The sequence below is a fragment of the Tenacibaculum jejuense genome (assembly GCF_900198195.1).
Classification (GTDB): Bacteria; Bacteroidota; Bacteroidia; order Flavobacteriales; family Flavobacteriaceae; genus Polaribacter; species Polaribacter jejuensis.
This window is the reverse complement of the sequence record NZ_LT899436.1, coordinates 2984895-3006774: the sequence shown is the minus strand read 5'-3', so window position 1 is coordinate 3006774 and position 21880 is coordinate 2984895. Positions and strand designations below refer to the sequence as shown.

General features: G+C 30.0%; 24 protein-coding genes. 7 read left to right on the top strand and 17 right to left on the bottom strand.

Annotation, left to right across the window (positions count from 1 at the left end; genetic code table 11):
- Positions 1-25: 25 nt before the first annotated feature.
- A complete protein-coding gene (locus tag AQ1685_RS13245; RefSeq protein ID WP_095072887.1) occupies positions 26-991 on the bottom strand; it encodes a Gfo/Idh/MocA family protein in 966 nt (321 codons plus the stop codon).
- A 117-nt stretch (positions 992-1108) separates the two neighbouring features.
- Between AQ1685_RS13245 and AQ1685_RS13240 the strand changes: the two genes are divergently transcribed.
- Positions 1109-1750: a protein-L-isoaspartate(D-aspartate) O-methyltransferase gene (locus tag AQ1685_RS13240; protein ID WP_095072886.1), complete on the top strand. Its 642-nt coding sequence runs from the start codon at positions 1109-1111 to the stop codon at positions 1748-1750.
- A gap of 35 nt (positions 1751-1785) precedes the next feature.
- Entirely contained in the window at positions 1786-2283 is a 498-nt protein-coding gene (locus AQ1685_RS13235) for a hypothetical protein (RefSeq protein WP_095072884.1), read from the top strand.
- Positions 2284-2339: 56 nt separating this feature from the next.
- On the opposite strand, the gene AQ1685_RS13230 is transcribed toward AQ1685_RS13235, so the two are convergent.
- The 10 genes from AQ1685_RS13230 to rlmD all read right to left on the bottom strand — a co-directional run bounded on the left by AQ1685_RS13230 (position 2340) and on the right by rlmD (position 10834).
- A complete protein-coding gene (locus tag AQ1685_RS13230; RefSeq protein ID WP_157730222.1) occupies positions 2340-3590 on the bottom strand; it encodes a T9SS type A sorting domain-containing protein in 1251 nt (416 codons plus the stop codon).
- Between the two features lie 148 nt (positions 3591-3738).
- Positions 3739-3897, bottom strand: coding sequence for a hypothetical protein (locus AQ1685_RS13225; protein WP_157730221.1), 159 nt, complete (start codon positions 3895-3897; stop codon positions 3739-3741).
- Positions 3898-3921: 24 nt separating this feature from the next.
- Positions 3922-4776 (bottom strand): substrate-binding domain-containing protein, encoded by an 855-nt coding sequence (locus AQ1685_RS13220; RefSeq protein WP_095072880.1) that lies wholly within the window; start codon positions 4774-4776, stop codon positions 3922-3924.
- A complete protein-coding gene (locus AQ1685_RS13215; protein ID WP_095072878.1) occupies positions 4777-5646 on the bottom strand; it encodes a nucleoside phosphorylase in 870 nt (289 codons plus the stop codon).
- Between the two features lie 7 nt (positions 5647-5653).
- Positions 5654-6586, bottom strand: a complete 933-nt coding sequence (locus AQ1685_RS13210) for a DUF1835 domain-containing protein (RefSeq protein WP_095072876.1) — start codon at positions 6584-6586, stop codon at positions 5654-5656.
- A gap of 171 nt (positions 6587-6757) precedes the next feature.
- Positions 6758-7081: a translation initiation factor gene (locus tag AQ1685_RS13205; RefSeq protein ID WP_095072874.1), complete on the bottom strand. Its 324-nt coding sequence runs from the start codon at positions 7079-7081 to the stop codon at positions 6758-6760.
- A 106-nt stretch (positions 7082-7187) separates the two neighbouring features.
- Positions 7188-8135 carry an isopenicillin N synthase family dioxygenase gene (locus tag AQ1685_RS13200; protein ID WP_095072872.1) on the bottom strand — a complete coding sequence of 316 codons (948 nt, stop codon included), beginning with the start codon at positions 8133-8135 and terminating at the stop codon, positions 7188-7190.
- 61 nt (positions 8136-8196) lie between these two features.
- Positions 8197-8919 carry a DUF6048 family protein gene (locus AQ1685_RS13195; protein ID WP_095072870.1) on the bottom strand — a complete coding sequence of 241 codons (723 nt, stop codon included), beginning with the start codon at positions 8917-8919 and terminating at the stop codon, positions 8197-8199.
- Entirely contained in the window at positions 8894-9376 is a 483-nt protein-coding gene (locus AQ1685_RS13190) for a DUF6452 family protein (protein ID WP_095072868.1), read from the bottom strand. Before AQ1685_RS13190 ends, AQ1685_RS13195 begins: the two co-directional genes overlap by 26 nt.
- Positions 9377-9382: 6 nt before the next feature.
- Entirely contained in the window at positions 9383-10834 is a 1452-nt protein-coding gene (gene rlmD / locus AQ1685_RS13185; RefSeq protein ID WP_095072867.1) for a 23S rRNA (uracil(1939)-C(5))-methyltransferase RlmD, read from the bottom strand.
- 126 nt (positions 10835-10960) lie between these two features.
- Here rlmD and AQ1685_RS13180 point away from each other — a divergent pair, with 126 nt between their 5' ends.
- A complete protein-coding gene (locus AQ1685_RS13180) occupies positions 10961-11494 on the top strand; it encodes an RNA polymerase sigma factor (protein WP_095072865.1) in 534 nt (177 codons plus the stop codon).
- Positions 11495-11500: 6 nt separating this feature from the next.
- Entirely contained in the window at positions 11501-11875 is a 375-nt protein-coding gene (locus AQ1685_RS13175; protein ID WP_095072863.1) for a DUF6768 family protein, read from the top strand.
- 64 nt (positions 11876-11939) lie between these two features.
- Here the strand turns inward: AQ1685_RS13175 and AQ1685_RS13170 are convergent, their stop codons facing one another.
- Complete coding sequence (locus AQ1685_RS13170; protein WP_095072861.1) at positions 11940-13097, bottom strand: mechanosensitive ion channel; 1158 nt, start codon at positions 13095-13097, stop codon at positions 11940-11942.
- Positions 13098-13344: 247 nt separating this feature from the next.
- On the opposite strand from AQ1685_RS13170, the gene rocD reads away from it, so the two are divergent.
- On the top strand, positions 13345-14625 hold the full coding sequence (gene rocD, locus AQ1685_RS13165; protein WP_095072859.1) for an ornithine--oxo-acid transaminase: 1281 nt from the start codon (positions 13345-13347) through the stop codon (positions 14623-14625).
- A 73-nt stretch (positions 14626-14698) separates the two neighbouring features.
- Entirely contained in the window at positions 14699-14917 is a 219-nt protein-coding gene (locus tag AQ1685_RS13160) for a hypothetical protein (protein ID WP_095072857.1), read from the top strand.
- Positions 14918-15022: 105 nt separating this feature from the next.
- Here AQ1685_RS13160 and AQ1685_RS13155 read toward each other — a convergent pair whose 3' ends face one another.
- The 5 genes from AQ1685_RS13155 to AQ1685_RS13135 all read right to left on the bottom strand — a co-directional run bounded on the left by AQ1685_RS13155 (position 15023) and on the right by AQ1685_RS13135 (position 19562).
- Complete coding sequence (locus AQ1685_RS13155; protein WP_095072855.1) at positions 15023-17998, bottom strand: DEAD/DEAH box helicase; 2976 nt, start codon at positions 17996-17998, stop codon at positions 15023-15025.
- A gap of 178 nt (positions 17999-18176) precedes the next feature.
- A complete protein-coding gene (locus AQ1685_RS13150) occupies positions 18177-18521 on the bottom strand; it encodes a CCC motif membrane protein (RefSeq protein ID WP_095072853.1) in 345 nt (114 codons plus the stop codon).
- A 14-nt stretch (positions 18522-18535) separates the two neighbouring features.
- Positions 18536-18850, bottom strand: coding sequence for a DUF2752 domain-containing protein (locus AQ1685_RS13145; protein WP_095072851.1), 315 nt, complete (start codon positions 18848-18850; stop codon positions 18536-18538).
- 2 nt (positions 18851-18852) lie between these two features.
- Entirely contained in the window at positions 18853-19230 is a 378-nt protein-coding gene (locus AQ1685_RS13140) for a VOC family protein (RefSeq protein WP_095072849.1), read from the bottom strand.
- A gap of 8 nt (positions 19231-19238) precedes the next feature.
- Positions 19239-19562: a YbaB/EbfC family nucleoid-associated protein gene (locus AQ1685_RS13135; RefSeq protein WP_095072848.1), complete on the bottom strand. Its 324-nt coding sequence runs from the start codon at positions 19560-19562 to the stop codon at positions 19239-19241.
- A 66-nt stretch (positions 19563-19628) separates the two neighbouring features.
- Between AQ1685_RS13135 and AQ1685_RS13130 the strand changes: the two genes are divergently transcribed.
- The gene (locus AQ1685_RS13130; RefSeq protein WP_394341862.1) at positions 19629-21791 is read left to right on the top strand and encodes a S9 family peptidase; all 2163 of its coding nucleotides are present in this window, start codon (positions 19629-19631) and stop codon (positions 21789-21791) included.
- Positions 21792-21880 lie beyond the last annotated feature (89 nt).

The following is a 21880-nucleotide window of genomic DNA, read 5'->3' as shown; positions in this document are numbered from 1 at the left end:
TTAATTTTAGTGTTGTTTTGGATTATTATTTAGAAAAACAATCGATAATTTGATGTGCTACTCGTAATGCTTCTGTTCCTTGTGTTAAGGAAACGATGGGAGTAGTTTTATTAAGAATTGCATCTGCAAATGAATTCAATTCATCTAAAATCGCATTGTTTGATTCTATCTTTGGATTTTCAAAATAAATTTGTTTTTTAACTCCTTCAGCATTTTGTAAAATCATAGCAAAATCGTCTGGAGTTTCTGGAGCATCTTTCATTTTAACAACTTCTGATTTCTTTTCTAAAAAGTCAACAGAGATGTAAGCATCTTTTTGGAAAAAACGCGTTTTTCTCATGTTCTTCATAGAAATTCTACTCGAGGTTAAATTGGCAACACAACCATTTTCAAATTCGATTCTAGCATTTGCAATATCTGGAGTTTCAGAAATAACAGAAACACCGCTAGCAAAAACATTCTTTACTTTCGATTTTACAACAGAAAGAATAATATCAATATCATGAATCATTAAATCTAATACAACAGGAACATCTGTTCCTCTAGGATTAAACTCGGCTAATCGGTGAGTTTCAATAAACATAGGACTTTCAATAATGTCTTTTACAGCAGTAAAAGCAGGATTAAAACGTTCTACATGTCCTACTTGTCCGCGTACATGATTTTGACTAGCTAAAGTTCGAATTGCTTCTGCTTCTTGTATGGTATTTGTGATAGGTTTTTCAATAAAAATGTGTTTTCCTTTTTCAATAGCTTGTTTTGCACAATCAAAATGAGAAAGGGTAGGAGTTACAATATCGACAACATCAACTGCATCAATTAAACTTTCTACAGTTTCAAAATATTTGTAGCCATATTCAGTAACTACTTTATCTGCGTTTTCTTTATTAGGATCATAAAATCCAACGAGTTCGTATTTATCAGATTCTTGTAAAAGGCGTAGGTGAATTTTTCCTAAATGACCTGCACCTAAAACTCCAGCTTTTAGCATAAATTTCAGATTTATTTTTATTGAACTGATTTACAAATCAGTGTTAACAAAGATACACTTTTATAGACTTTTTTTGGTATTTATTGCTACTTTTAGCCTGCGGAAAATTTACATGTTGTGAGAGATACTACCAAACATCAAGGACTTAGAAACCAATTAGCTACTGTGTTAAACAAAAAAGGAATAGTAGATGAAAAAGTGTTAAATGCTGTTAGAAAAATTCCACGTCATCTTTTTATCGATAGTAGTTTCGAAGATCATGCGTATCAAGATAAGGCTTTTCCAATAGCAGCAAACCAAACTATTTCTCATCCCTACACAGTTGCGTTTCAATCACAAGTATTAGAAATTAAAGAAGATGAAAAAGTTCTGGAAATTGGTACAGGATCAGGTTATCAAACAGCTGTGTTGTTAGAGCTAAAAGCAGAAGTATATACTATAGAAAGACAACATGAGTTATTCAAGAGAACTTCTTTGTTTTTACCTAAAATCGGATATAAACCAAAGCGTTTCATTTTTGGAGACGGTTATAAAGGCTTACCTGAACAAGCACCGTTTGATAAAATTATAGTCACAGCTGGAGCACCTTTTATTCCTAAGCCTTTATTAGGACAATTAAAAGTAGGAGGAAAGTTGTTAATTCCTGTTGGCGAAGGAACTCAAATTATGACTTTACTAATTCGTAAATCTCTTAAAGAGTTTGAAAAGCACGAACTTGGTGATTTTAAGTTTGTACCGATGTTAAAGAAGAAGAATTAATACAGTTATCATTTTGAAATTGCTATTTAAAAATTATGAGTATTAAAGATCATCCAAAGTTTAATGAAGCAGGTTCTTATGAGATTAATGAAAACCATTCAATGGTCTTTTTACATTCAGATGGTTTTACCGAGAGGCTACTAAATATTGATATTTTTATAACTAAATCTCATAAATATGAAGTTTATTTGAGATGCTTTAAAAAAGGAAATGATTATGGAGGTTTCAAACATGAGTTTGAATCAAATCATATTCCAAATCCTGTAATAAAATTTATCAATACAATAAATGAAATTGAAGAACTTGATTTTGGATATATTAATGATAATCACGTCTTCATTGATGATTGTCTGAGGCAAGAAATATTATTTAACCATAAAGAAAAAACTATCGGATTCTTTATTAATGGTGGAGTTACAATTAATTCAGATGATTTTAAAACAGAGTTAGGAAAAAGTTTTTTTGAGTTTTATACTTATTTGGATAATTGGAAAGAAGAATTATATAAGAGTTTTTGCTCTAAAAGTATTTAATTATAGTATACTTTAATAAATCAAGTTCTAATAAATAGAAAACACTACTTGGTCCCCTATCTTTTTATAATTTTTCGTGTTATTATAAAGTTGTTTGTTTGATCTTTCAATCTCAAAAAATAAATTCCATTAGAAAGATTATTAATATCAATAAAATTACGTTCTGTTGTTGTATTATAATTCGGAATGTCTTTCAATACTTGTCCGTTTACATTGTAGATTGAAATATCAAATGTATTGTTAGTTTGACTTTCAATTTGAAAAACATTACTAACAGGGTTAGGAATTATAGAGATATTGTTTTCTACGATTTGGTTTTCTTCTGTGCTTAATACAGGTCGATTATAAAATATTCTGCTATTTCCATTTGGAAAGTTAAAGTCATTGAGTTCTTGAGCAATAAAACTTCGAATCTGAGTCAAATTATTTCTTATAGCAGAACTGATAATTGAAGAAGGCATATAACTAGCTGGAATTTCTTTTTCATACATCGCCATATAAGTTATCATTCCTGCTAAAAAATAGATATTAGCTCTACCATGTGGATCAGAATCTTCGTATAATTCATTAAACGGAATTTGATTTGGAATCACAGAAGTTAATATCTGACTAATAATTCTTCCTACAGGAATTAAACGAGCGTTATAGCTAGGTCTAGAAGCAATAATTGCATCTTGATAATCAGTCCACCAAGAATTAAAATTTCCAGAAATTCCCATTGTAATATTATGAAATTCATCAATTTCATTTTGAGTTGGTAATGTAGGAGGGTAACTATTCATTAAATCCATCTCAGGCCAATTTCCATAAATATAAAAACGCAAATTCGGTTTTTCATTATTCAACCAATCAAAAAGTGTTTCAGTTTTACTAACTACAGTTCTACCGGTAGTTGAGTCAGCTGGATCTTGTTGTGTAGGAGAAACATATTGTATAAAATTAGCCGCAGTAATTAGAATTGTATTTGTAGTTGAGGTTGTAAATGTACCTCCAGTATCTGGATCCCATGTGCCTGGAACACCGTCATAACCAATTCCGGGATTAGGAGGAAGATTACGATCAACATGATCTGTCAATTGACCAAATGTACCAGAGGCGGCAAATGTATCAGAAGTACTTTGTACAATGTCATTTACCCAGTAAAAAGTTGCAGTTTCAGGAATTGGAGTTTCTCTTAAAGAAGAATGGTGAACTAAGCTATGTATGAAACCAAAAACTTGAACATCGTTAACTTGAGAGTTAATGTTGTATGGTTGAAATAGTGCGGTGAATATTAAAACTATTACTAAAGTAATTTTTGATTTCATATTTCTATCTGGTTTACGTTCAAGTACAGTTAAAACTAGTGAAATATAATTTAAAAACCTATTAGTTAGTTTTTTAAGTTTTGTTATTGGTAACAAAAAAATCCGCTAAAGAAGCGGATTTATTGAATTTGAAAAAAGAACGATCAACTTATTCTGCTGTTGCATCTGCAACAACAACTTCTTGTTGATAGTTTTGTTGAGTTTGCTTAGTTTTTGTTTGTGATAAGCCGCATGGTGCTGTACTTCCACATGATGTTAATCCTAATAAACCAACTACACAAATTGCAATAAATACTACTCTTTTCATTTTTTTACTTTTAGAAATGCTAATTTATAAAATTTTAATCAATTTACCAGAATCAATTTTCTCTTCAATAACGTTAAATGTTACCATTTTATTTTGAATACTGGTTAATAAATTTTCAGACATCGGTTTTCCGTCGTTCCACTCGGTAATAGATAACCATTTTTGTATGTCTTCTAATTGTTGTTCATATCGTATAGAAAGTGTTTCATCTATGTTTTCAATAGACTTGAAGTCAGAAGTACAATGATTAATAATATTTAACACTGTTTTAATTTCTTCAGGATGATTTTCTAATATTTCTTCTCGAATAGCTACAACAAAACAAGGCCATGGAGTAGGGCAATCACCAACTCTTCTAAAAGTACCATTATCTACTAAGGGTTTTGTTGTAAAATGTTCCCACATAAAATAATCGGCTTCGCCATTGGTTAAAGCGTCTATTCCTCCTTGTAGATTTTTAACAACTTTAAACTTCAATTTATCAATATCCCATCCATTGTTGTAAGCGTTTACAATGGCCATTAAATGAGAACCAGAACCATGTCTACTAATAGCTACAGTTGCATTTTCTAAATCGTCAATAGATTGAAATTTAGATTTAGCTCCTACGTGAATTCCCCAGATTAAAGGACTTTTTACAAAGGTTTGAATAATTTTTGAAGGATTACCATTAATAATATCTTTAATAATTCCTTCAGTTAAAACAATTGCAATATCAATTTCTTTTTCACGCAAAGCTTTACACATTGCTCCTGTACCACCAGGGAAATCTTGCCAACGTAAATTGATGTTTTGTTTGGTGTATTCTTTATTTTTTAAAGTGATGTACCATGGATAATTAAAGTGTTCAGGAACACCACCAACTTTTAAATTCAACATTTATTCAACTAATTTATCTAAGGTATACAAAATTAATTTTTCTACAACTACACTTGGGTTTTCACTAAAAGTTCCATTTGCTCTATTGGCTAAAATTGCATTCATAGAACATGCATGATGACCTAATAATTTTGAAAGTCCATAAATAGCTGAAGTTTCCATTTCTAAATTGGTAATTCTATGGTTTTGATATGAAAAATTATCAATTTTAGAATTTTGATTAGGGTCTTGAAGTTGTAATCGTAAAACTCTTCCTTGAGGTCCGTAAAAACCACCAGCAGTAGCTGTAATTCCTTGATGAGTTTTTTCAGAACTTAATTTATTAGCTAGCTCTTCAGAATTAGCAATTACTACAGGATAAGCTTTTCTTTCCGACCAATCGGTTTGTTTTACAAATGCTTCTTCAATATCTGGATGTGCAATATCTTTTAAGTCATAAGCTTGTAACATACCGTTTAAATCTATAGAATGACTACTTAGTAAAAAGCTGTCTACAGGAATATCGTCTTGTAAAGAACCAGAAGTTCCAATACGTGTAATATTTAATTGAGTGTGATTTTTTTTGATTTCTCGAGTTTCAAAATCAATATTTACTAAGGCATCAAGTTCGTTTAAAACAATATCAATATTATCAGGGCCAATACCTGTTGAAATTACTGAAATTCGTTTTCCTTTGTAAACTCCAGTAGTTGTTTTAAATTCTCTTTTTTGAGTAGTAAATTCTATAGAATCAAAGTGTTTAGTTACTTTTTCTACTCTATATTGATCTCCAACAAATATGATGTCTGTTGAAATATGTTCAGGTTTTAAATTTAAATGGTAAATACTACCATCATTATTTAAAATAAGTTCAGAATTTTTAATCTTCATTAAGATGTTATAATTTCAGTAGCTTGTCTGTAGCGTTTACATACAAATAACTGTACTTTTTAGACCCGCCAAGATACGAAAAATCAGAACGTAATTCTCTATAGAAGTTTAATTGATTATGAAGTACTTTAATACCATCTTCACTAAGTTTCACAGGATTTAATGAAGAAAAAAGCTTTTTTAGCTCTTTTATTTTATTGTTATACTGTATATCTCCAAAACCATAAATTTTTTGATTGTTTAATAATGAACGAACTAATTCATTTTCATTTTTTAAGTTTAAGGTATTGGCAGTATTAAGAATTGTATTTTCAACATTATTTAACCCATTTTCCATAGAAGGAAAACGTTTTAAATGTGCATTTATAGCATCAGTTAAATATATAAAAGGAGAAGAAGGGTTGAATTTATGTACAGTTTCTAATCGTAAAGGACTGTCAGAACAATACAATTGCCAAATATAATCAGCATATTCAATATCATCTTGTGATAGTGTTACCCTTTCATTATACAGTTTTATTAAGTTTTCTTTTGAAACTCCAGAAAAACCATATCTACTTTGAGAATTATCACTAATATCAGTTTGAACTAAAGTTATTTTTCTACCCTTTCTATATTTTTTAAGCCAGCTGACTACAGCAACTAGATTAATTTGACAAAATAGATCATGATCAAACCACAAAATAATTTCATCTTGATTTTGTTTACAAAGGTTTCTGTATTCCTTTAGTGTAAAATCTATAAAAGTTTTTTTAGTTACTTTATAAGCAGAGTTTAAAAAATCAAAACGGACTTTCCAAAAATCTTCACTACCAACATCTGTAGTTGTTTTTCCTTCACACAACATTTCTCTCCAGGTAATAATTTCACCATCAAGTTTTAAGTTATTTAAAATTTCGGTTGTAACATCACCATTAGTTATATGTAAATAAGTGCTCATATGTAGGAACTTAAAAATGCATTCCAATATTAGTGAAAAAAACAATATACTGAGAATATTATTTTGTTTTGATTTAATTTTTAGATGATTATTGTTTTTTTTGTTAAAAAAATGATTTTTCAAAAATTGGTTATAGGCGTTTTAACAAAAATGGTTAATACTTCTAAAGCATTAACCACCAACTCTCTTAACATTAAATCCTTTTTCTTTTAACAGTTCCATAATTTTATCACGATAATCTCCCTGAATTATAATCTTATCATCTTTAAAACTACCCCCAACAGAAAATTTAGTTTTTATTTCTTTGGCTAGCTTTTTAAAATCTTCTATAGCTCCATTATAACCATCTATAATCGTAATAGGTTTACCTTTACGTTTTTCATATTTACATAGTAAAGGTTCGTCTTGTAACCAAACATCAGGCTTTTCTTCCTGTTTTGGTTCCTCAAATTTATGATCTGGAAAAAGGTTTTTTAATTGATCTTGTAAATCCATAGTTTATTTAAAGTCTAAGGTATATAGTTGTGAGACTTTTTGTATTTATATTTTTACCAACAGCCAACAGCCAACAGCCAACAGCCAACAGCCAACAGCCAACAGCCTATTTTATTAATCCTAATTCGCGTAAACGTTCATTTAAGAATTCTCCAGCAGTAATATCTTCAAATTGTTTTGGGTTGTTTTCATCGATGCAATTTTCTAAAACATCTAATTTCATTTCAGAAACAGGATGCATAAAAAACGGAATAGAATATCTTGACGTTCCCCAAAGTTCTTTAGGAGGATTTACTACTCTATGAATTGTAGATTTTAATTTATTGTTACTATGCCTTGAAAGCATGTCTCCAACATTAATCATTAATTCGTCTGGTTCAGCTATTGCGTCTATCCATTCTCCGTTATGGTTTTGAACTTGTAATCCTTTACCATGAGCTCCCATTAAAAGTGTAATTAAATTTATATCACCATGAGCAGCAGCTCTAACAGCTCCTTTTGGTTCTTCTTGAATAGGCGGATAATGTATAGGTCTTAAAATACTATTACCATTTAAGATATGATTGTCGAAGTATTCTTCATCTAGATTTAAAAATAAAGCCAAAGATCGTAATACATATTTAGCAGTTTTTTCCAGCATTTTGTAGGTTTGTTTACCAACTTCATTGAATTCTGGTAATTCTTCTACATTTACATTTGCAGGATATTCTTTTTCTAAAGTAGGGTTATTTTCAACATATTGACCAAAATGCCAAAATTCTTTTAAATCACCTTCTTTTTTACCTTTTGCACTTTCTTTTCCAAAAGAAACATACCCACGTTGTCCGCCAATACCAGGAATTTCATACTTCTGCTTAGTTTCTACAGGTAAATCAAAAAACTTTTTGATTTGTGCGTATAAATTATCAACTAGTGTAGTGTCCAAAAAATGACCTTTTAAAGCAACAAAACCTATAGTTTCATATGCATTTCCAATTTCCTTTATAAATTTTTGCTTTCTACTTTCATCTTCAGATAAGAAATCTCTTAGATCAACGCTAGGTATTCTGTCCATTGTTAATAAGTTTGTTTATTACTTAGTGTAAAATTAGTAAAATAGAGGGAAAGCTCTAAAATTATTTATTAACAAAAGGTATTAAATAGGAAATTGTGTAATTAAAACCAAAACCTGTATTACTTTCAAAGACTCGATTAAAACCAGGCGCATATAAGGTTTTGAAGTTTTCTTGATCATCAATACTTAAACCAATCTTGTAAGCACCATGAAAACCTATAAATAAATTTTTAAAAGTTTCTACTTTTATACCAATCTGAAACTCGAACCAATGTGCTGTTAAACCAGATTCGCTAACAGGTGTGTTTACTGGAGAGTTAGGAAATATAATAGGTATATCTGGATTCCCCGTTGATATATTTGGAGTAAAGTTATTTAAAGTATGTTCAAAAATTGCTAAACCGTATCTACCACCAACATATACTTCATTATTCATATCTAACCAATTGGTATAGGTGTTCAGATTAGCTCCTAATCGTATATAATTACCTTTTGAAGTTGAAGTAGTAAAATCTTCAAATGTAATTTCTTCTTCTCTTCCAATTTCTCCTGCGATGTACCAATTTTTAGAAACCCGGTAATCACCAACAATCTCAAAGCCAGTATAACTTTTATCAATAAAACTTAATCCAGGTTTACTTAAATCTATACCTAATCGTAAACCATAACCTGTTTTATAAACTACACTATCTTTTGGTGTTTCTTTTTTTGAAGTTTTTTGAGCTTGCAAGTTAACTACAAATAAGAAAATAAATACCTTAATGGAAAATGTTAACGTGCGCATTAGTTTGATTTTTAATAGATTCTAATTGAGTTGTAGACAAACGTTCAATCCAGCCAGAGGTTTCAAAAGTAACATCATTAAAAATTACTCTAAAACCACAAGATCTAGAAACATATTCGTTTTCAGGAATGTATTTAACAGTTAGAGTAGCAGATTCATCTCCTGTATTATCGTCATTATCAGTTTCATTTCGTATGAGTGTAAATACTGTTTCTTCTGCAATAGTATTAAGTGGTATTGCTATAGAATCTGTTGAAATATTTGAAAAAAGAGTAACTCCACCAGTAGACATTGTAAAACGTTCTACTGCTTTAAATTCAGTTAAACTTTTATTGTTGTAAAAACGGAGAACAAGGTTAGGTGTAACAGGATTTTGTGTGCAAAAATCATCTTTTTCACACGATAAAAAACAAATTGTTGCTACAAATAAAATGATAGCATATTTTAAAAATCTCATAAACTATTACTTTTCAAATAAAACTACAGTTTCGATATGAGCTGTATGTGGAAATTGATCTACTAAACTTATTTTCTTAATAGCATAGCCTGCTTCCTGTAATTGCTCTGTATCTCTTGCTTGAGTAGCTGGGTTACAAGATACATAAACCATTCTATCTGCGTTTAGATTTATGATTTTTTTAAGTGTTTTAGGAGCTATACCAGCACGTGCAGGATCTAAAATAATTGTTTTGATTTTATTCTTGAATTGAGGTTGTTCTAATAAGAATTTTCCTACATCGGCAGCGTAGAATTCAACACCTTCAATATGATTTCGCTTGGCATTTTCTCTAGCATCTTCAATAGCTGAGGCAACAATATCAACCCCAACAATTTTTGCATTTTCACTACGAGAAGCTAAAATCTGACCTATAGTTCCTGTTCCACAGAATAAATCCATAACAATTGTATTGTCAACAGCTTCTTTATTCTCTAAGGCATAATCTACTACCTTATTATATAATTTTTCAGCAGACTTCGGATTTGTTTGAAAAAAGCTTTTCATACTTATTTCAAAGTTTAATCCAAGTAATTCTTCTACAATTTTATCTTTACCATATACCAAATCAATACTTCCAGAAGTAGCAATTGTTCTATCTCCAGTTTCATCATTTATAGTATGCAATAAACCAGCTAATCGATCACCAAACAATTCTTGTAAAAGCGCTATAAACTTTGGGAAACTAAATTTATCTAAATCTTTAGAAGTAGTGACAAGATTGCATAACAACTCGTTTGTTTTGTATGATTTTCGTACTACAAAATATCTGAAAAAACCTTCTTTTTTTGGTCCATGCCAAGGAGCTAAACCTGTTTCTTCACAGAAAGTTCGTATTGTTTTTAAACTATTTTCAAAGTCGGCATCAAAAAGTCCGCTATCTTTATCTAGGTTTTCACCCATCCACCAAACACCACGTCTCTTAAAACCTAATGTAAATTCATCAACATCTGTTTTTTGTTCACGATCGTAACCAATAGCAGAAAAACTATATTCCATTTTATTTCTATAATGAAATACGTTTGGCGAACTCACAAATTCATCAAAGTAATCTTCAATATTTTCAATTTTTCCTATTTTTTTGAATAACGACATGGTACTTGTGTATTTGTACTCGTGTTGTTTTTCTATAGGAAGTTGAATGTAAGGTGCGCCTGGAACTTCTTGATAATTTGAAGAAATTTCATCTTCAGAAGCTTTTAAAACATCAATTAATTTACATTCAGCGTATTTTTTCTGAGATTTCGCAACTCTAGCTTTTACTGTTTGTCCTGGTAAAGTATTGGGAACAAAAACTACAAATTCTCCGTGTTCGTTACGAATACGTCCTATACCTTTTCCTCCAAAGGCATAATCTTCAATAAGAATTTCAATAATTTCTCCTCTTTTAACAAACTTGTTACGTTCTCTTCTTGGCATCTTTATATTGATTTAAAGGATTGCAAAATTAGAAAAGATATCTCTTATTAAGATTGGTTTCGAATATTAATTTATATTAAAATGAACCTTTTGTAAAATTAAACGTCATGTAAGTGAATACAACTTATGAAAAATAAAATTCTACATACAGATGAAGATCTTGTTAAAGCGTATTTGAAAGGGGAAAAAAGAGCACTTGTGTTCTTGGTAAAAAAATGGCATCAGTCTTTTTGTAAAATCGCTTTCTCGTATGTAAATAGTTCGTTTGTGGCTAAAGATATAGCTCAAGAAAGTTGGGTAACTATAATAAATAAGCTAAATACTTTAGAAGATGCGAACAAGTTTAAAAGTTGGGCGATACAAATCGTAAAAAGGAAAGCTTTAGATTATCTAAGGAAAAAACAAAGGCAAACGAGGCATGTCATGTTGTATAGAGAAGCTGAAATAGAAGAAGAACTCCAAGAATCGATACATGAAAAGAAAGATAAATTAAGTAGAGCAATAAAAGAATTAACAATTGCACATCAGCAAGTGATTCGTCTTTTTTACGTTGAAGAAAGATCATTAACTGAAATAAGTGAATTATTAAAAGTTTCGGTAGGTACTGTGAAATCTAGATTATTTCATGCAAGAGAAAAATTAAAGAATACAATAAAATAATACATTATGAAATTTACTGAAGATATTGATAAATTGATCAAAGAAACATTAACAGAAGAAGAAGCTGTTTTTTATCAAGAACTAGAAGAGCAAACCATGTGGCAGATGGTATTTGGTTTATTCAAAGGGAAAAATAAGTGGATTTTAGTAGCCATGAATATGATTACATTAATCTTTTTTGGATTTTTTATATTCTGTCTTGTTCAATTTTTTGAAGCTTCAGAAGCTAAAGAACTAATAAAGTGGGCTTCGGGAGCAATAATATTTTTATTAGGCGTAAGTATGTTAAAGATATTTGCTTGGATGCAAATGGATAAAAACGCTTTATTAAGAGAGATAAAAAGACTAGAACTTTTACTCTTATCTTTAAAAAGAGAATAAAAAAACACAGATAAGAAATTTATCTTAATCTGTGTTTTTTGATCTGTTTATTATATAAATTGAATTATTTTTTATTGAATTTATCTAAGATTTTTTCCATTTGTTTACCTGCAGCTTCTCGTCCGCCCAAACCAAATGATAATACAACTGTTAAAGCAACAGCTCCTAAAGTAATACCAAAAGCTAAATTTATGATATCATCTGCAATTCCCATTCTTCGCAGACCGATAGCTAAGAAAATAGCTAAAACAGCAATACGAATGATATTTGCTATAAATGGATTATCATCTGACTTTAAAAAGTTTTTTGAAGCTAAGTTTGCTATCCAATTTCCTACAGCTAAAATTAATAACCCAAAAAGAATATTACCTCCAAGTTCTACAATTGTTCCCATCATTTCAGAAAGTTTAGTGAACTCTAACTTATCAATCGCAGTCATTAACCCAAATAAAATAATAAAAGCATATACAATATTTGCAATTAGTTTTTCTACGTTTGTTTTTCCAGTTAATGAAGTTAAACCAGCTTTCTGCATAAACTCGTTAATATTTAAACTTCCAAGTAAATCGCTAAGTAGTTCACTTAAATATTTACCACCAACTACGAAAACAATCATAATTAAGGTGGCTACTAATACTTTAGGAATTGCTTCAAAAAAGCTTTGTAGCATATCACTAGCTGGTGCAGAAATAGCTTCAAAATTTAAAATATTTAAAGCCACAATTAATAGAGGGATGAAAATAAAAATAAAAACGATTTTCTTTAAGATATGTACTAAATTAATATTTTCAGGTAATCGTAGTTTAGGAGTGAATTTTTGAATAGTTTCACCAGATAATTCCACTAATTCAGAAACAATTGTTGCTAGCATATATCCAATGTAAGCAACCAAGGAAGCACCTATAATATTAGGGATAAAATTAGTAAAACCATTTAGCAAGTCTTTCACAGGTTCAAGTACACTAGTCATGCCTAATTTTTCTAGTGCTAACATAAAAACTAGTATCATAATTAAGTAGTATACAAGTTTACTAATTAGGTTTCCTAAATTAATATTGTCATTGCTTAATTTTTTATCGATTTGTGTTTTAGAGAAAGCGCGTTTAATTAAGTTTTTAATTGTTCCTGCAATTAACCATCCAAGAATAATAATAATTACAGCGCTTAAAGGACCACCAAAAGATCCTGTAATGTCATTAAATGTTTTTAAAATTTGTTCCATTTTCTTCAGTTGATTTTTTGTTAATACAATTAATTAGACCTAAGATGATACTAAAAGTCACTTTGTTAAATAAATAGAAGATGGAGTTTTAAAAAAATAAGCACGAATTCTTTAGTAATTTTTGTAATCTTTTTAAATTGCAGCTCTCTTAGGGATGATTTCTCTCCCACGCTGCTTTTTCGAACTTCTTCGAAAGAATAAAGGTACAGTAGGAATGGTTATTTTATAAATTTTTAAAATTAAAGAAATGGCTGTTTTAGAAAAATTAACGTCACAGCAAGCAATCGATTTAGAAAACAAGTATGGAGCTCACAATTACCATCCGTTACCAGTAGTTTTAAGTAAAGGTGAAGGGGTGTATGTTTGGGATGTAGAAGGAAAAAAATATTATGATTTCTTATCTGCTTATTCTGCCGTAAATCAAGGACATTGTCACCCTAAAATTGTGAATGCAATGGTTGAACAAGCTAAAACGTTAACATTAACGTCTAGAGCTTTTTACAATGATATGTTAGGGCAATATGAGAAATATGCCACAGAATATTTTGGTTTTGACAAGTTGTTACCAATGAATACCGGAGCAGAAGCTGTTGAGACTGCATTGAAAATATGTAGAAAATGGGCTTATGAAGTGAAAGGAATTGATGAAAATGAAGCTGAAATTATTGTATGTAAAAACAACTTCCATGGAAGAACTACAACAATAATTTCATTTTCAAACGATCCTGTTGCTCGTAAAAACTTTGGTCCTTTTACAAATGGTTTCATCAAAATTGAATACGATAATTTACAAGCTTTAGAAGAAGCATTAGCAAATAATAAAAATGTAGCTGGGTTTATGGCTGAACCAATTCAAGGTGAAGCTGGAGTTTATGTTCCTTCTGAAGGATATTTAGCAGCAGCAAAAGCATTATGTGAAAAGTATAATGTGTTATTTATTGCAGATGAAGTACAAACAGGAATTGCTAGAACTGGTCGTTTATTAGCTACTTGTGGAAATTGTTCTTGTGAAGATAAAAATTGTTCTGGAACTCCAGATGTAAAACCAGATATTTTAATCTTAGGAAAAGCATTAAGTGGAGGAGCTTATCCTGTATCTGCTGTATTAGCAAATGACGAAATTATGAATGTAATTCGTCCTGGAAACCATGGTTCTACTTTTGGAGGAAATCCTATTGCAGCAGCAGTTGCTATTGCTGCTTTAGATGTAGTAAAAGAAGAGAAACTAGCTGAAAACGCAGATCGATTAGGGAAAATCTTTAGAGAAGAGATAGGTAAATTAGTTGAAGAGACTGAATTAGTTACTTTAGTTAGAGGAAAAGGATTGTTAAATGCGATTGTAATTAACGATTCTGAAGAGAGTGAAACGGCTTGGAATATATGTATGAGATTACGAGATAACGGATTGTTAGCAAAGCCAACTCACGGAAATATTATTCGTTTTGCACCACCATTAGTAATGAATGAAGAAGAACTTAGAGATTGTATTTCTATTATTAAGAAAACAATTTTAGAGTTTGACAACTAAGTTAATCTATAAGTCTATAACTTTTATATTCCTGTTGTTTTTAATTCTTAATTGTAAGAATAATAAACAAATAATGGAAGATGAAAAAAATTGGAAGTATTGTGGAGGTATGCATTTAAAAGATGTAATTACTTTTGAAAAAAGATACGGTTGGACTTATAATAATGATACAATTTTCTTGAAAAAGAAACCTTATGCTACTTATTATTTAAAGTTAAAATTAGACGGAAGTTATTATTTAATTTTAAAAAGCTTTTCAAAAAAAGATAGTAGTATTTTTTGTAATAAATAAAGAGGATAACATCAATATAAAAATAAAAGATCCGGAAAATATTTTCCAGATCTTTTATTTTTATAACTAAACTTATTGGTTGATAACAGCTAATTTACAATTCAATTAAGTTGCCATTTCATAAATATTCAAATGTTTCTTCAAAACTCCTGAAGGAGTGTTTTTTGTTTCGTCAAAAATTCTAGTATCTCCAAATAAAATAAAACTATCTTTTGCTCTAGAAACAGAAACATTTAGCATATTCGGCTTATTATCTTTTTCAAAGAACATAGTACCTTCATCTTCATTAGTGTATACAGAACTAAATAAAATAATACTTCTTTCTGCACCTTGTAATGCGTGCACTGTTCCTAGTTTAATATTGCTAACTTTAAAACCAGCTTCAATTAAAGCTTTAGATAATTCTCCTTTTTGACTTGCAAATGGAGTGATAATTCCTAAAACTTCTTCAATATGATCTACATTGTAAGCATCTTGTATTTTTTCTTTATTTTGTTGTAACCAAGTAATAATAGCTTTTACTTCCTGTATATTTTGTCGGCTATTGTATTTACGTTCACTTACGCCGTTAATGTGATATGCCATCATCGAAGGAAAAGCTTGTCCTTCTCTAGCTTTACCTTTCATGGGTTTTAAAATACCACCATAAGCTAATTCGTTACAGAAATCAATAATTTCATCGTTACACCTTCTATGTTCTAAAAGAATTAAACCTTGTTCTTTGGTATTATTAATTGGTGTTTCATACTCACAAGAGTTTTGAGCCATTTTCATAATGCATCCATTGGAAGCTAAAAAACCTGAATTTTCTAAAGAATACATGTCTTGTTCTTGCTGAATGATATTTAAGCTAGATAAATTTCCTTTATCAATTCTAGAAGGAATAGACCAAATAGGTTCAATTTGTTTTAAATCACCAACAACAAAAGCTTTTTTAGCTATCGCAAAAACAGGAATACTTACTTCCGGAGTAACTTGCCCGGCCTCATCAATAATTAATAAATCGATAAAATTATACAGCGGAAAATATTCAAAAATAGGTTTTCCATTTTCATTTTCTCCTTGATATTGGCTATATAAAAAGTGACTTGGTGCCATGTAAAACGTTGCCACAAAACAAGGTGTTAACATGGCTCTACGTTTCCATTTTAACATAATGGCTTGTTCTCCTGTTCCTCTTTCAGTATCTTCTTCTAAAGCTTCTCTTGTTGCTAATAACCATCTCCCTTCCCAGTAATGTGTTGCTAATAAAAAAGCTTTGTGGCGTAAAGAAACGTCTAGTTCATCATAGTAAAAACGAGGAGTAGTATTTTTCGAATTTAATTTTTCAAATTCAGAAGCCCATAACTCTTCTTCCTTCAAAATAGGGAAGCTTTCAATATTCATTTGCTTTCTCCAACTTTTCAATTTTAAATTGGTTTGAAGCGCGATGTTCAAATGATTGATAAGCTCTTTTAGATATGTATTCGTTTTTTCTTTATCGTTAATTGTGCTTTCACCTATTTTAAAAACCCACTCTTTAGGTTCTTTAAGTTCTTCACTATTAACTTTAAAGTATTCTTTTACTAAAGGAAGAAAATCAGTTTTTTTATAGCTAGCCTTTAAAGAACTTAAAGTCGTTCTCCAAGCGGTAAGTTTACCTATATTGAAGTTTTCTCGAGTAACATGATCTTCTTCGTTTAGTAGTGTTTTATTAATGAAATTAATTGACTTTATATGATTTCTAGGAAAATCGACACTGTCAATCAATTGTTCTTCAATAATTAAAATTTCATCTTGAATATGATCAATGGCATCTTCTATAGAATTGCTCTGTACATTAAAATAATTACAGTATTCGGTTAAGAAATTATATTCTGCATCTTCTAAATATTCTTCATTTTCAAGATTACATAAAGTTCCCTCATGTCCGAATAAATTACCTTTTAAGAAATTAATATCTCCTAAATACTTTTCATTCTTTCCATTTGAAGGTAAATAAGTGGCATAACCTTTAAAGTTTGGAATCCATCTTTTTGATAATTCTGTTAAGCTACTTTCAGAGTTAATAAAACTATCTATAATATTTGTTACAGCTTGATTGTTATTTGAACATGCTAAAACAATTGGAGGTTCTTCGCCAATAATAGCACTTCTAACTACTTCTGTAGCTACCAAACTTTGTAATAAAGTTGTTTTTCCAGTTCCTGGAGGTCCATTAACTGCGGTAACAGAACTTTCTTCAGCAGATAAATAGGATAATAAAGTTTTACGTTGGCTTACAGATAGAGGAAAACTATCTGACATTTGACCTAAATGTAGGTGATTGAAGTTTAAAAAATCATGATCTGTAATGGCATCTCTTTTTACAACTTGTTCAGGAGTAATTATTTTAGAGAGTAATGGTAACTCTTCATCATAATTTAATAAGTTCTCGTATAAAAATAATATACTTTTTGCTGTAGATATTTTAGAACTTACAGAAAAGTAAGTTAACTTAAACTGTGTAGTATATTTTTCAGCTCTATATTGGTATAAGTTTTTGTAAGTAATAGCATTAAAAACCTCATTAATATAGTCCCAGTATTCATTCCAAGGAACCACTTCGTCTTCATATTCTGGCATTGGAGGTTCAATTTCTTTAGCATCTAAAACTGTGTCGATAGAAGTGAAAATGAAATCGTTTTTTACATCTGCCATTGGTGTCATGTAATTACGAACAATTAGTGGGAAAATATCTTTAGGAGCAGATAATTGTCCTAGTCGATTTACTGTAGCATAAATCCAAAAAGGATGAATTAATTTTTGTTTGAATTTCGGGTTATCCGTTTGATATTCTAAATGAAAAGGAGCAATTAAAATTTTAGTTTTATCAATTTCGTGCCAGTTGCTACTGTCTTTTTTTAAGATACCACGCAATCTATTAATTCTTCTTTCTTCTGCGTCTATTAATGCTTCGGCTTGTTTATTGTTGATAAAGCCATTGCTGAGATCAGAATTATTTTGATGGTATAAATTTTTAATTTTAGCAATATCTACTGCTAAATTCTCACTATCTGTTAAGCTGTTTTTGTAGTAGTGTAACCAGTTTTTTTCGTTCATTATTTATTCCCCGTAACTTAAACTAAAGCTGGCGAAAATAGAATAATAATAAAATAAGAAGTTACTTTTTAAAGGTTTTTTATTAACGAAAAGCAGACTTTTATAAAAGTCTGCTTTTCATGTTGTTAAAAGTGAAATCGTAATTCCTTTTAAACTTTGAGTATTTTAAAAGCTATTTTTATTGCATTTGCTCTAATTCCTCCATTCGTTCTCTTAATAATTCAGGGTCTTGTAATGCATCCCAACCAATCATAGAAATTGCCCAAAAAATCATCATTATAAAAATAACACTTAGTATAATTCCTACAATTGATAATATAAATCCTGTATTTAAATTAGAGTAGTTTGTGTAAACATTAGGATTAGATAAATACAAATCTTTATCTTTTTTGTGTAAAATTAAGGCTACAACTCCTAATAAAATTCCTGGAACACCATAGCAACAACAAGCTAATATAGATAGAATACCAAGAACTAATACAGTAGTGGCATTTGGTAGTTTTCTTTCTTCAAATTCGAACATGTTTTAAAGTATATTTAATTTAAAAATAATTTATTCATTTTTATCAGGTAAGCTATAATTAAGGTTAAAACATTAATTATGGCAATAACAAGCAGTATTTTTGCTGTGATTTTCTTTTTAAGAAAAAAATGTAAACCGATGGCTAAAATAAAGAAAACAGAAGTGTAAATCGCCGGAAATAAATTAAAGGCTTTTTTAAATTCACCTTTAGCAACTAAAACAGTAGATCTTTGAAAACCACAGCCTGGGCAATCAATTCCAAACATCTTCTTGTTTAAACAAGGCAACATGTAATCTTCTGCCTTTTTATTGTCTTTTATGTCTTGCATACTTATTTAATTCTCCAAGGCGGATTTAATCTATTGTCTCCACCGAAAAATAAAATGATTTTATTCCCATCTAAATCTCTTAACCTAGCTTCACGCCAAAGCCAAGTTTGGTCTACAGGATCTTGATCAAATACGATTCCTTTTTCTTTAAGAATTTTAACTTGAGTATCTAAATCTTTGCATTCAAAATAGACATAAATTCCATCTCCAACAGGCAATTCTTCAACCAAATGAATTGAAAAAGTAGCATTTCCATCTGGGCATTCAAATCGAGCATAATGTGGAAGTGCTTCAACAATTAGCTTTAAACCTAATTGCTCATAAAAAGGAATTGATTTTGTTAAATCTAAAGAAGGAACAGTAATTTGATTTAAATTCATCTAAACGGTTATTTGAACATATCCATACCTGGAATATTTGGCATTCCGCTTTTAGCAGCTACAGCCATTTCTTGCTCATTTATTTCTCCTGCTCTTTTTAAAGCTTTGTTTAAAGTTAACACTAAATAATCTTCTAATTCTTCAGCATCTTGTAACAAAGTATCATCAACACTAATTGCTCTAATTTCTCTGTTAGCAGTAATAGTAACTTTAATTTTACCGTCAGCACCGCTTTCATCAATTAATACAGTGTTTAAACGTTGTTTAGTTTCCTCAACTTTTTGTTGTGCTTGTTTAAGCTTATCCATCATTCCAGATAAATCTCCGAACATATCTTATTGTATTTTAATAAAATTCAACTACAAAATTACTACAATACTAAACTAAAAATTAGCGAAATGAGAAAAAAACTTGTTTTAAGTATTGCTTTAAGTGTTACTTTTGCATTCTGCAAAAAAGGAAAGATGGAGAATAATATAAAACCACCTGTAGCTGATAAAAATCCAGAAAAGTTAGAGAAACATGGTGATGTAAGAATTGATAACTATTTCTGGATGCGTTTAACAGATGAACAAAAGAACGCAGAAAAAAAAGACGAACAAACTCAAAAAGTTTACGATTATTTAGAAGCTGAAAACACCTATTTTGATAAGGTAATGGGCCATACAAATAACTTTCAGGAATCTTTATTTGAAGAGATGAAAGGAAGAATTAAGGAAGACGATGAGTCGGTTCCTTATAAAAAGAATGGATATTTCTACATTACTAGATATGAAAAGGGACAACAATATCCTATTTACTCTCGAAAGAAAGGTAATTTAGAAGCTGAAGAAGAGATAATGTTCGATGTTAATAAAGAGGCAGAAGGACATGATTATATTCAACTAGGCGGGTTAAATGTGTCTCCAGATAATACTTTAGTTGCTTATGCAACGGATACAGTAAGTAGACGACAGTATTTTATCAAAATTAAGAACCTTAAAACAGGTGAAGTTTATAGTGATAAAATAGAAAATACAACAGGAGGAAGTGTTTGGGCTAATGATAATAAAACATTATTCTACACAAAGAAAGATCCTGTAACATTACGAAGTTCTAAAATTTATAAACATGTTTTAGGAACAGATACTTCTGAAGATGTTTTGGTTTTTGAAGAAAAAGATGAAACGTTCGGAACTTTTGTAACTAAAACAAAGTCGAGAAAATATTTAGTTATAGGTTCTTACAGTACAGTTTCTAGCGAATACCAAGTTTTAGAAGCTGATAATCCAAATGGTGAGTTTCGTTTAATTCAGCCACGTGAGCGTGATTTAGAATATGATATTGCTCATTATGAAGATCATTTCTATATCAAGACAAATATTGATGGAGCAACTAACTTTAAGGTTATGAAAACTCCAGAAAATAATACTACTAAAGAAAATTGGGTAGATGTTATTCCGCATAGAGAAGATACGTTTTTAGAAGATTTTTCAATTTTTAAAGACTATTTAGTTTTAGAAGAAAGAAATAATGGATTATTTAAAATTAGAATAAAACGTTGGGATGGAGCAGAGGATTACTATTTGCCTTTTGATGAAGAAACGTATTCAGCAGGTGTATATTCAAATCCTGAATTTGATACAGATGTAATTCGTTATTCGTATAACTCAATGACCACTCCAAGTTCTGTGATTGATTTCAATATGAAAGATCAATCTAAAGAAATCAAAAAAGAACAAGAAGTTTTAGGTGGAAAGTTTGATAAGAATAATTATACAAGTAAGCGTTTATGGGTGACAGCCAGAGATGGTAAAAAAGTTGCACTTTCTATTGTTTACAGAAAAGATACTAAGATAGACGAGAACACTCCGGTATTACAATATGCATATGGTTCTTACGGATATACGGTTTCTGATGGATTTTCAACGACACGTTTAAGTCTGTTAGATCGTGGTTTTATTTTCGCTTTAGCACATATTAGAGGAAGTCAATATTTAGGAAGAGAATGGTATGAAGATGGAAAAATGTTGAATAAGAAGAATACATTTAACGATTTTGTCGATTGTTCTAAATATTTAATTGATAACGGTTATACTTCTTCAAAGCATTTGTATGCTATGGGAGGTTCTGCAGGAGGTTTATTAATGGGAGCTGTAGTGAATACAAATCCTGAATTATATAATGGAATTATAGCTGCTGTACCTTTTGTTGATGTAATTTCTACAATGTTAGATGATAGTATTCCATTAACGACAGGAGAATATGACGAATGGGGAAATCCAAATGACAAGCAATATTATGATTACATTAAATCATATTCACCTTACGATCAAGTAGAATCGAAATCATATCCAAATATGTTAGTGACTACAGGATTACACGATAGTCAGGTACAGTATTGGGAACCAGCGAAATGGGTAGCTAAACTAAGAGAAGTGAAAACAGATCATAACTTACTGTTTTTACATACAAACATGGAAGCAGGTCATGGGGGTGCTTCTGGTAGGTTCGATTCATTGAAAGAAACAGCTAGAGAATACACTTTCTTATTAGCATTAGAAGACAAGTTAGAAAAATAATTATATTTTTGCGCTCGATTGAGTAAGTGTAAACGTTATTGTAAAACAAACATCTCAATTACAACTAGATGACTCAATTTTGCAATAAC

Bases quoted from the DNA above. Each gene is read 5' to 3' on its own strand.
- AQ1685_RS13245 (WP_095072887.1), bottom strand. From the start codon at position 991: ATGCTAAAAGCTGGAGTTTTAGGTGCAGGTCATTTAGGAAAAATTCAC.
- AQ1685_RS13235 (WP_095072884.1), top strand. From the start codon at position 1,786: ATGAGTATTAAAGATCATCCAAAGTTTAATGAAGCAGGTTCTTATGAG.
- AQ1685_RS13230 (WP_157730222.1), bottom strand. From the start codon at position 3,590: ATGAAATCAAAAATTACTTTAGTAATAGTTTTAATATTCACCGCACTA.
- AQ1685_RS13225 (WP_157730221.1), bottom strand. From the start codon at position 3,897: ATGAAAAGAGTAGTATTTATTGCAATTTGTGTAGTTGGTTTATTAGGA.
- AQ1685_RS13220 (WP_095072880.1), bottom strand. From the start codon at position 4,776: ATGTTGAATTTAAAAGTTGGTGGTGTTCCTGAACACTTTAATTATCCA.
- AQ1685_RS13215 (WP_095072878.1), bottom strand. From the start codon at position 5,646: ATGAAGATTAAAAATTCTGAACTTATTTTAAATAATGATGGTAGTATT.
- AQ1685_RS13210 (WP_095072876.1), bottom strand. From the start codon at position 6,586: ATGAGCACTTATTTACATATAACTAATGGTGATGTTACAACCGAAATT.
- AQ1685_RS13205 (WP_095072874.1), bottom strand. From the start codon at position 7,081: ATGGATTTACAAGATCAATTAAAAAACCTTTTTCCAGATCATAAATTT.
- AQ1685_RS13200 (WP_095072872.1), bottom strand. From the start codon at position 8,135: ATGGACAGAATACCTAGCGTTGATCTAAGAGATTTCTTATCTGAAGAT.
- AQ1685_RS13195 (WP_095072870.1), bottom strand. From the start codon at position 8,919: ATGCGCACGTTAACATTTTCCATTAAGGTATTTATTTTCTTATTTGTA.
- AQ1685_RS13190 (WP_095072868.1), bottom strand. From the start codon at position 9,376: ATGAGATTTTTAAAATATGCTATCATTTTATTTGTAGCAACAATTTGT.
- rlmD (WP_095072867.1), bottom strand. From the start codon at position 10,834: ATGCCAAGAAGAGAACGTAACAAGTTTGTTAAAAGAGGAGAAATTATT.
- AQ1685_RS13180 (WP_095072865.1), top strand. From the start codon at position 10,961: ATGAAAAATAAAATTCTACATACAGATGAAGATCTTGTTAAAGCGTAT.
- AQ1685_RS13175 (WP_095072863.1), top strand. From the start codon at position 11,501: ATGAAATTTACTGAAGATATTGATAAATTGATCAAAGAAACATTAACA.
- AQ1685_RS13170 (WP_095072861.1), bottom strand. From the start codon at position 13,097: ATGGAACAAATTTTAAAAACATTTAATGACATTACAGGATCTTTTGGT.
- rocD (WP_095072859.1), top strand. From the start codon at position 13,345: ATGGCTGTTTTAGAAAAATTAACGTCACAGCAAGCAATCGATTTAGAA.
- AQ1685_RS13160 (WP_095072857.1), top strand. From the start codon at position 14,699: ATGGAAGATGAAAAAAATTGGAAGTATTGTGGAGGTATGCATTTAAAA.
- AQ1685_RS13155 (WP_095072855.1), bottom strand. From the start codon at position 17,998: ATGAACGAAAAAAACTGGTTACACTACTACAAAAACAGCTTAACAGAT.
- AQ1685_RS13150 (WP_095072853.1), bottom strand. From the start codon at position 18,521: ATGTTCGAATTTGAAGAAAGAAAACTACCAAATGCCACTACTGTATTA.
- AQ1685_RS13145 (WP_095072851.1), bottom strand. From the start codon at position 18,850: ATGCAAGACATAAAAGACAATAAAAAGGCAGAAGATTACATGTTGCCT.
- AQ1685_RS13140 (WP_095072849.1), bottom strand. From the start codon at position 19,230: ATGAATTTAAATCAAATTACTGTTCCTTCTTTAGATTTAACAAAATCA.
- AQ1685_RS13135 (WP_095072848.1), bottom strand. From the start codon at position 19,562: ATGTTCGGAGATTTATCTGGAATGATGGATAAGCTTAAACAAGCACAA.
- AQ1685_RS13130 (WP_394341862.1), top strand. From the start codon at position 19,629: ATGAGAAAAAAACTTGTTTTAAGTATTGCTTTAAGTGTTACTTTTGCA.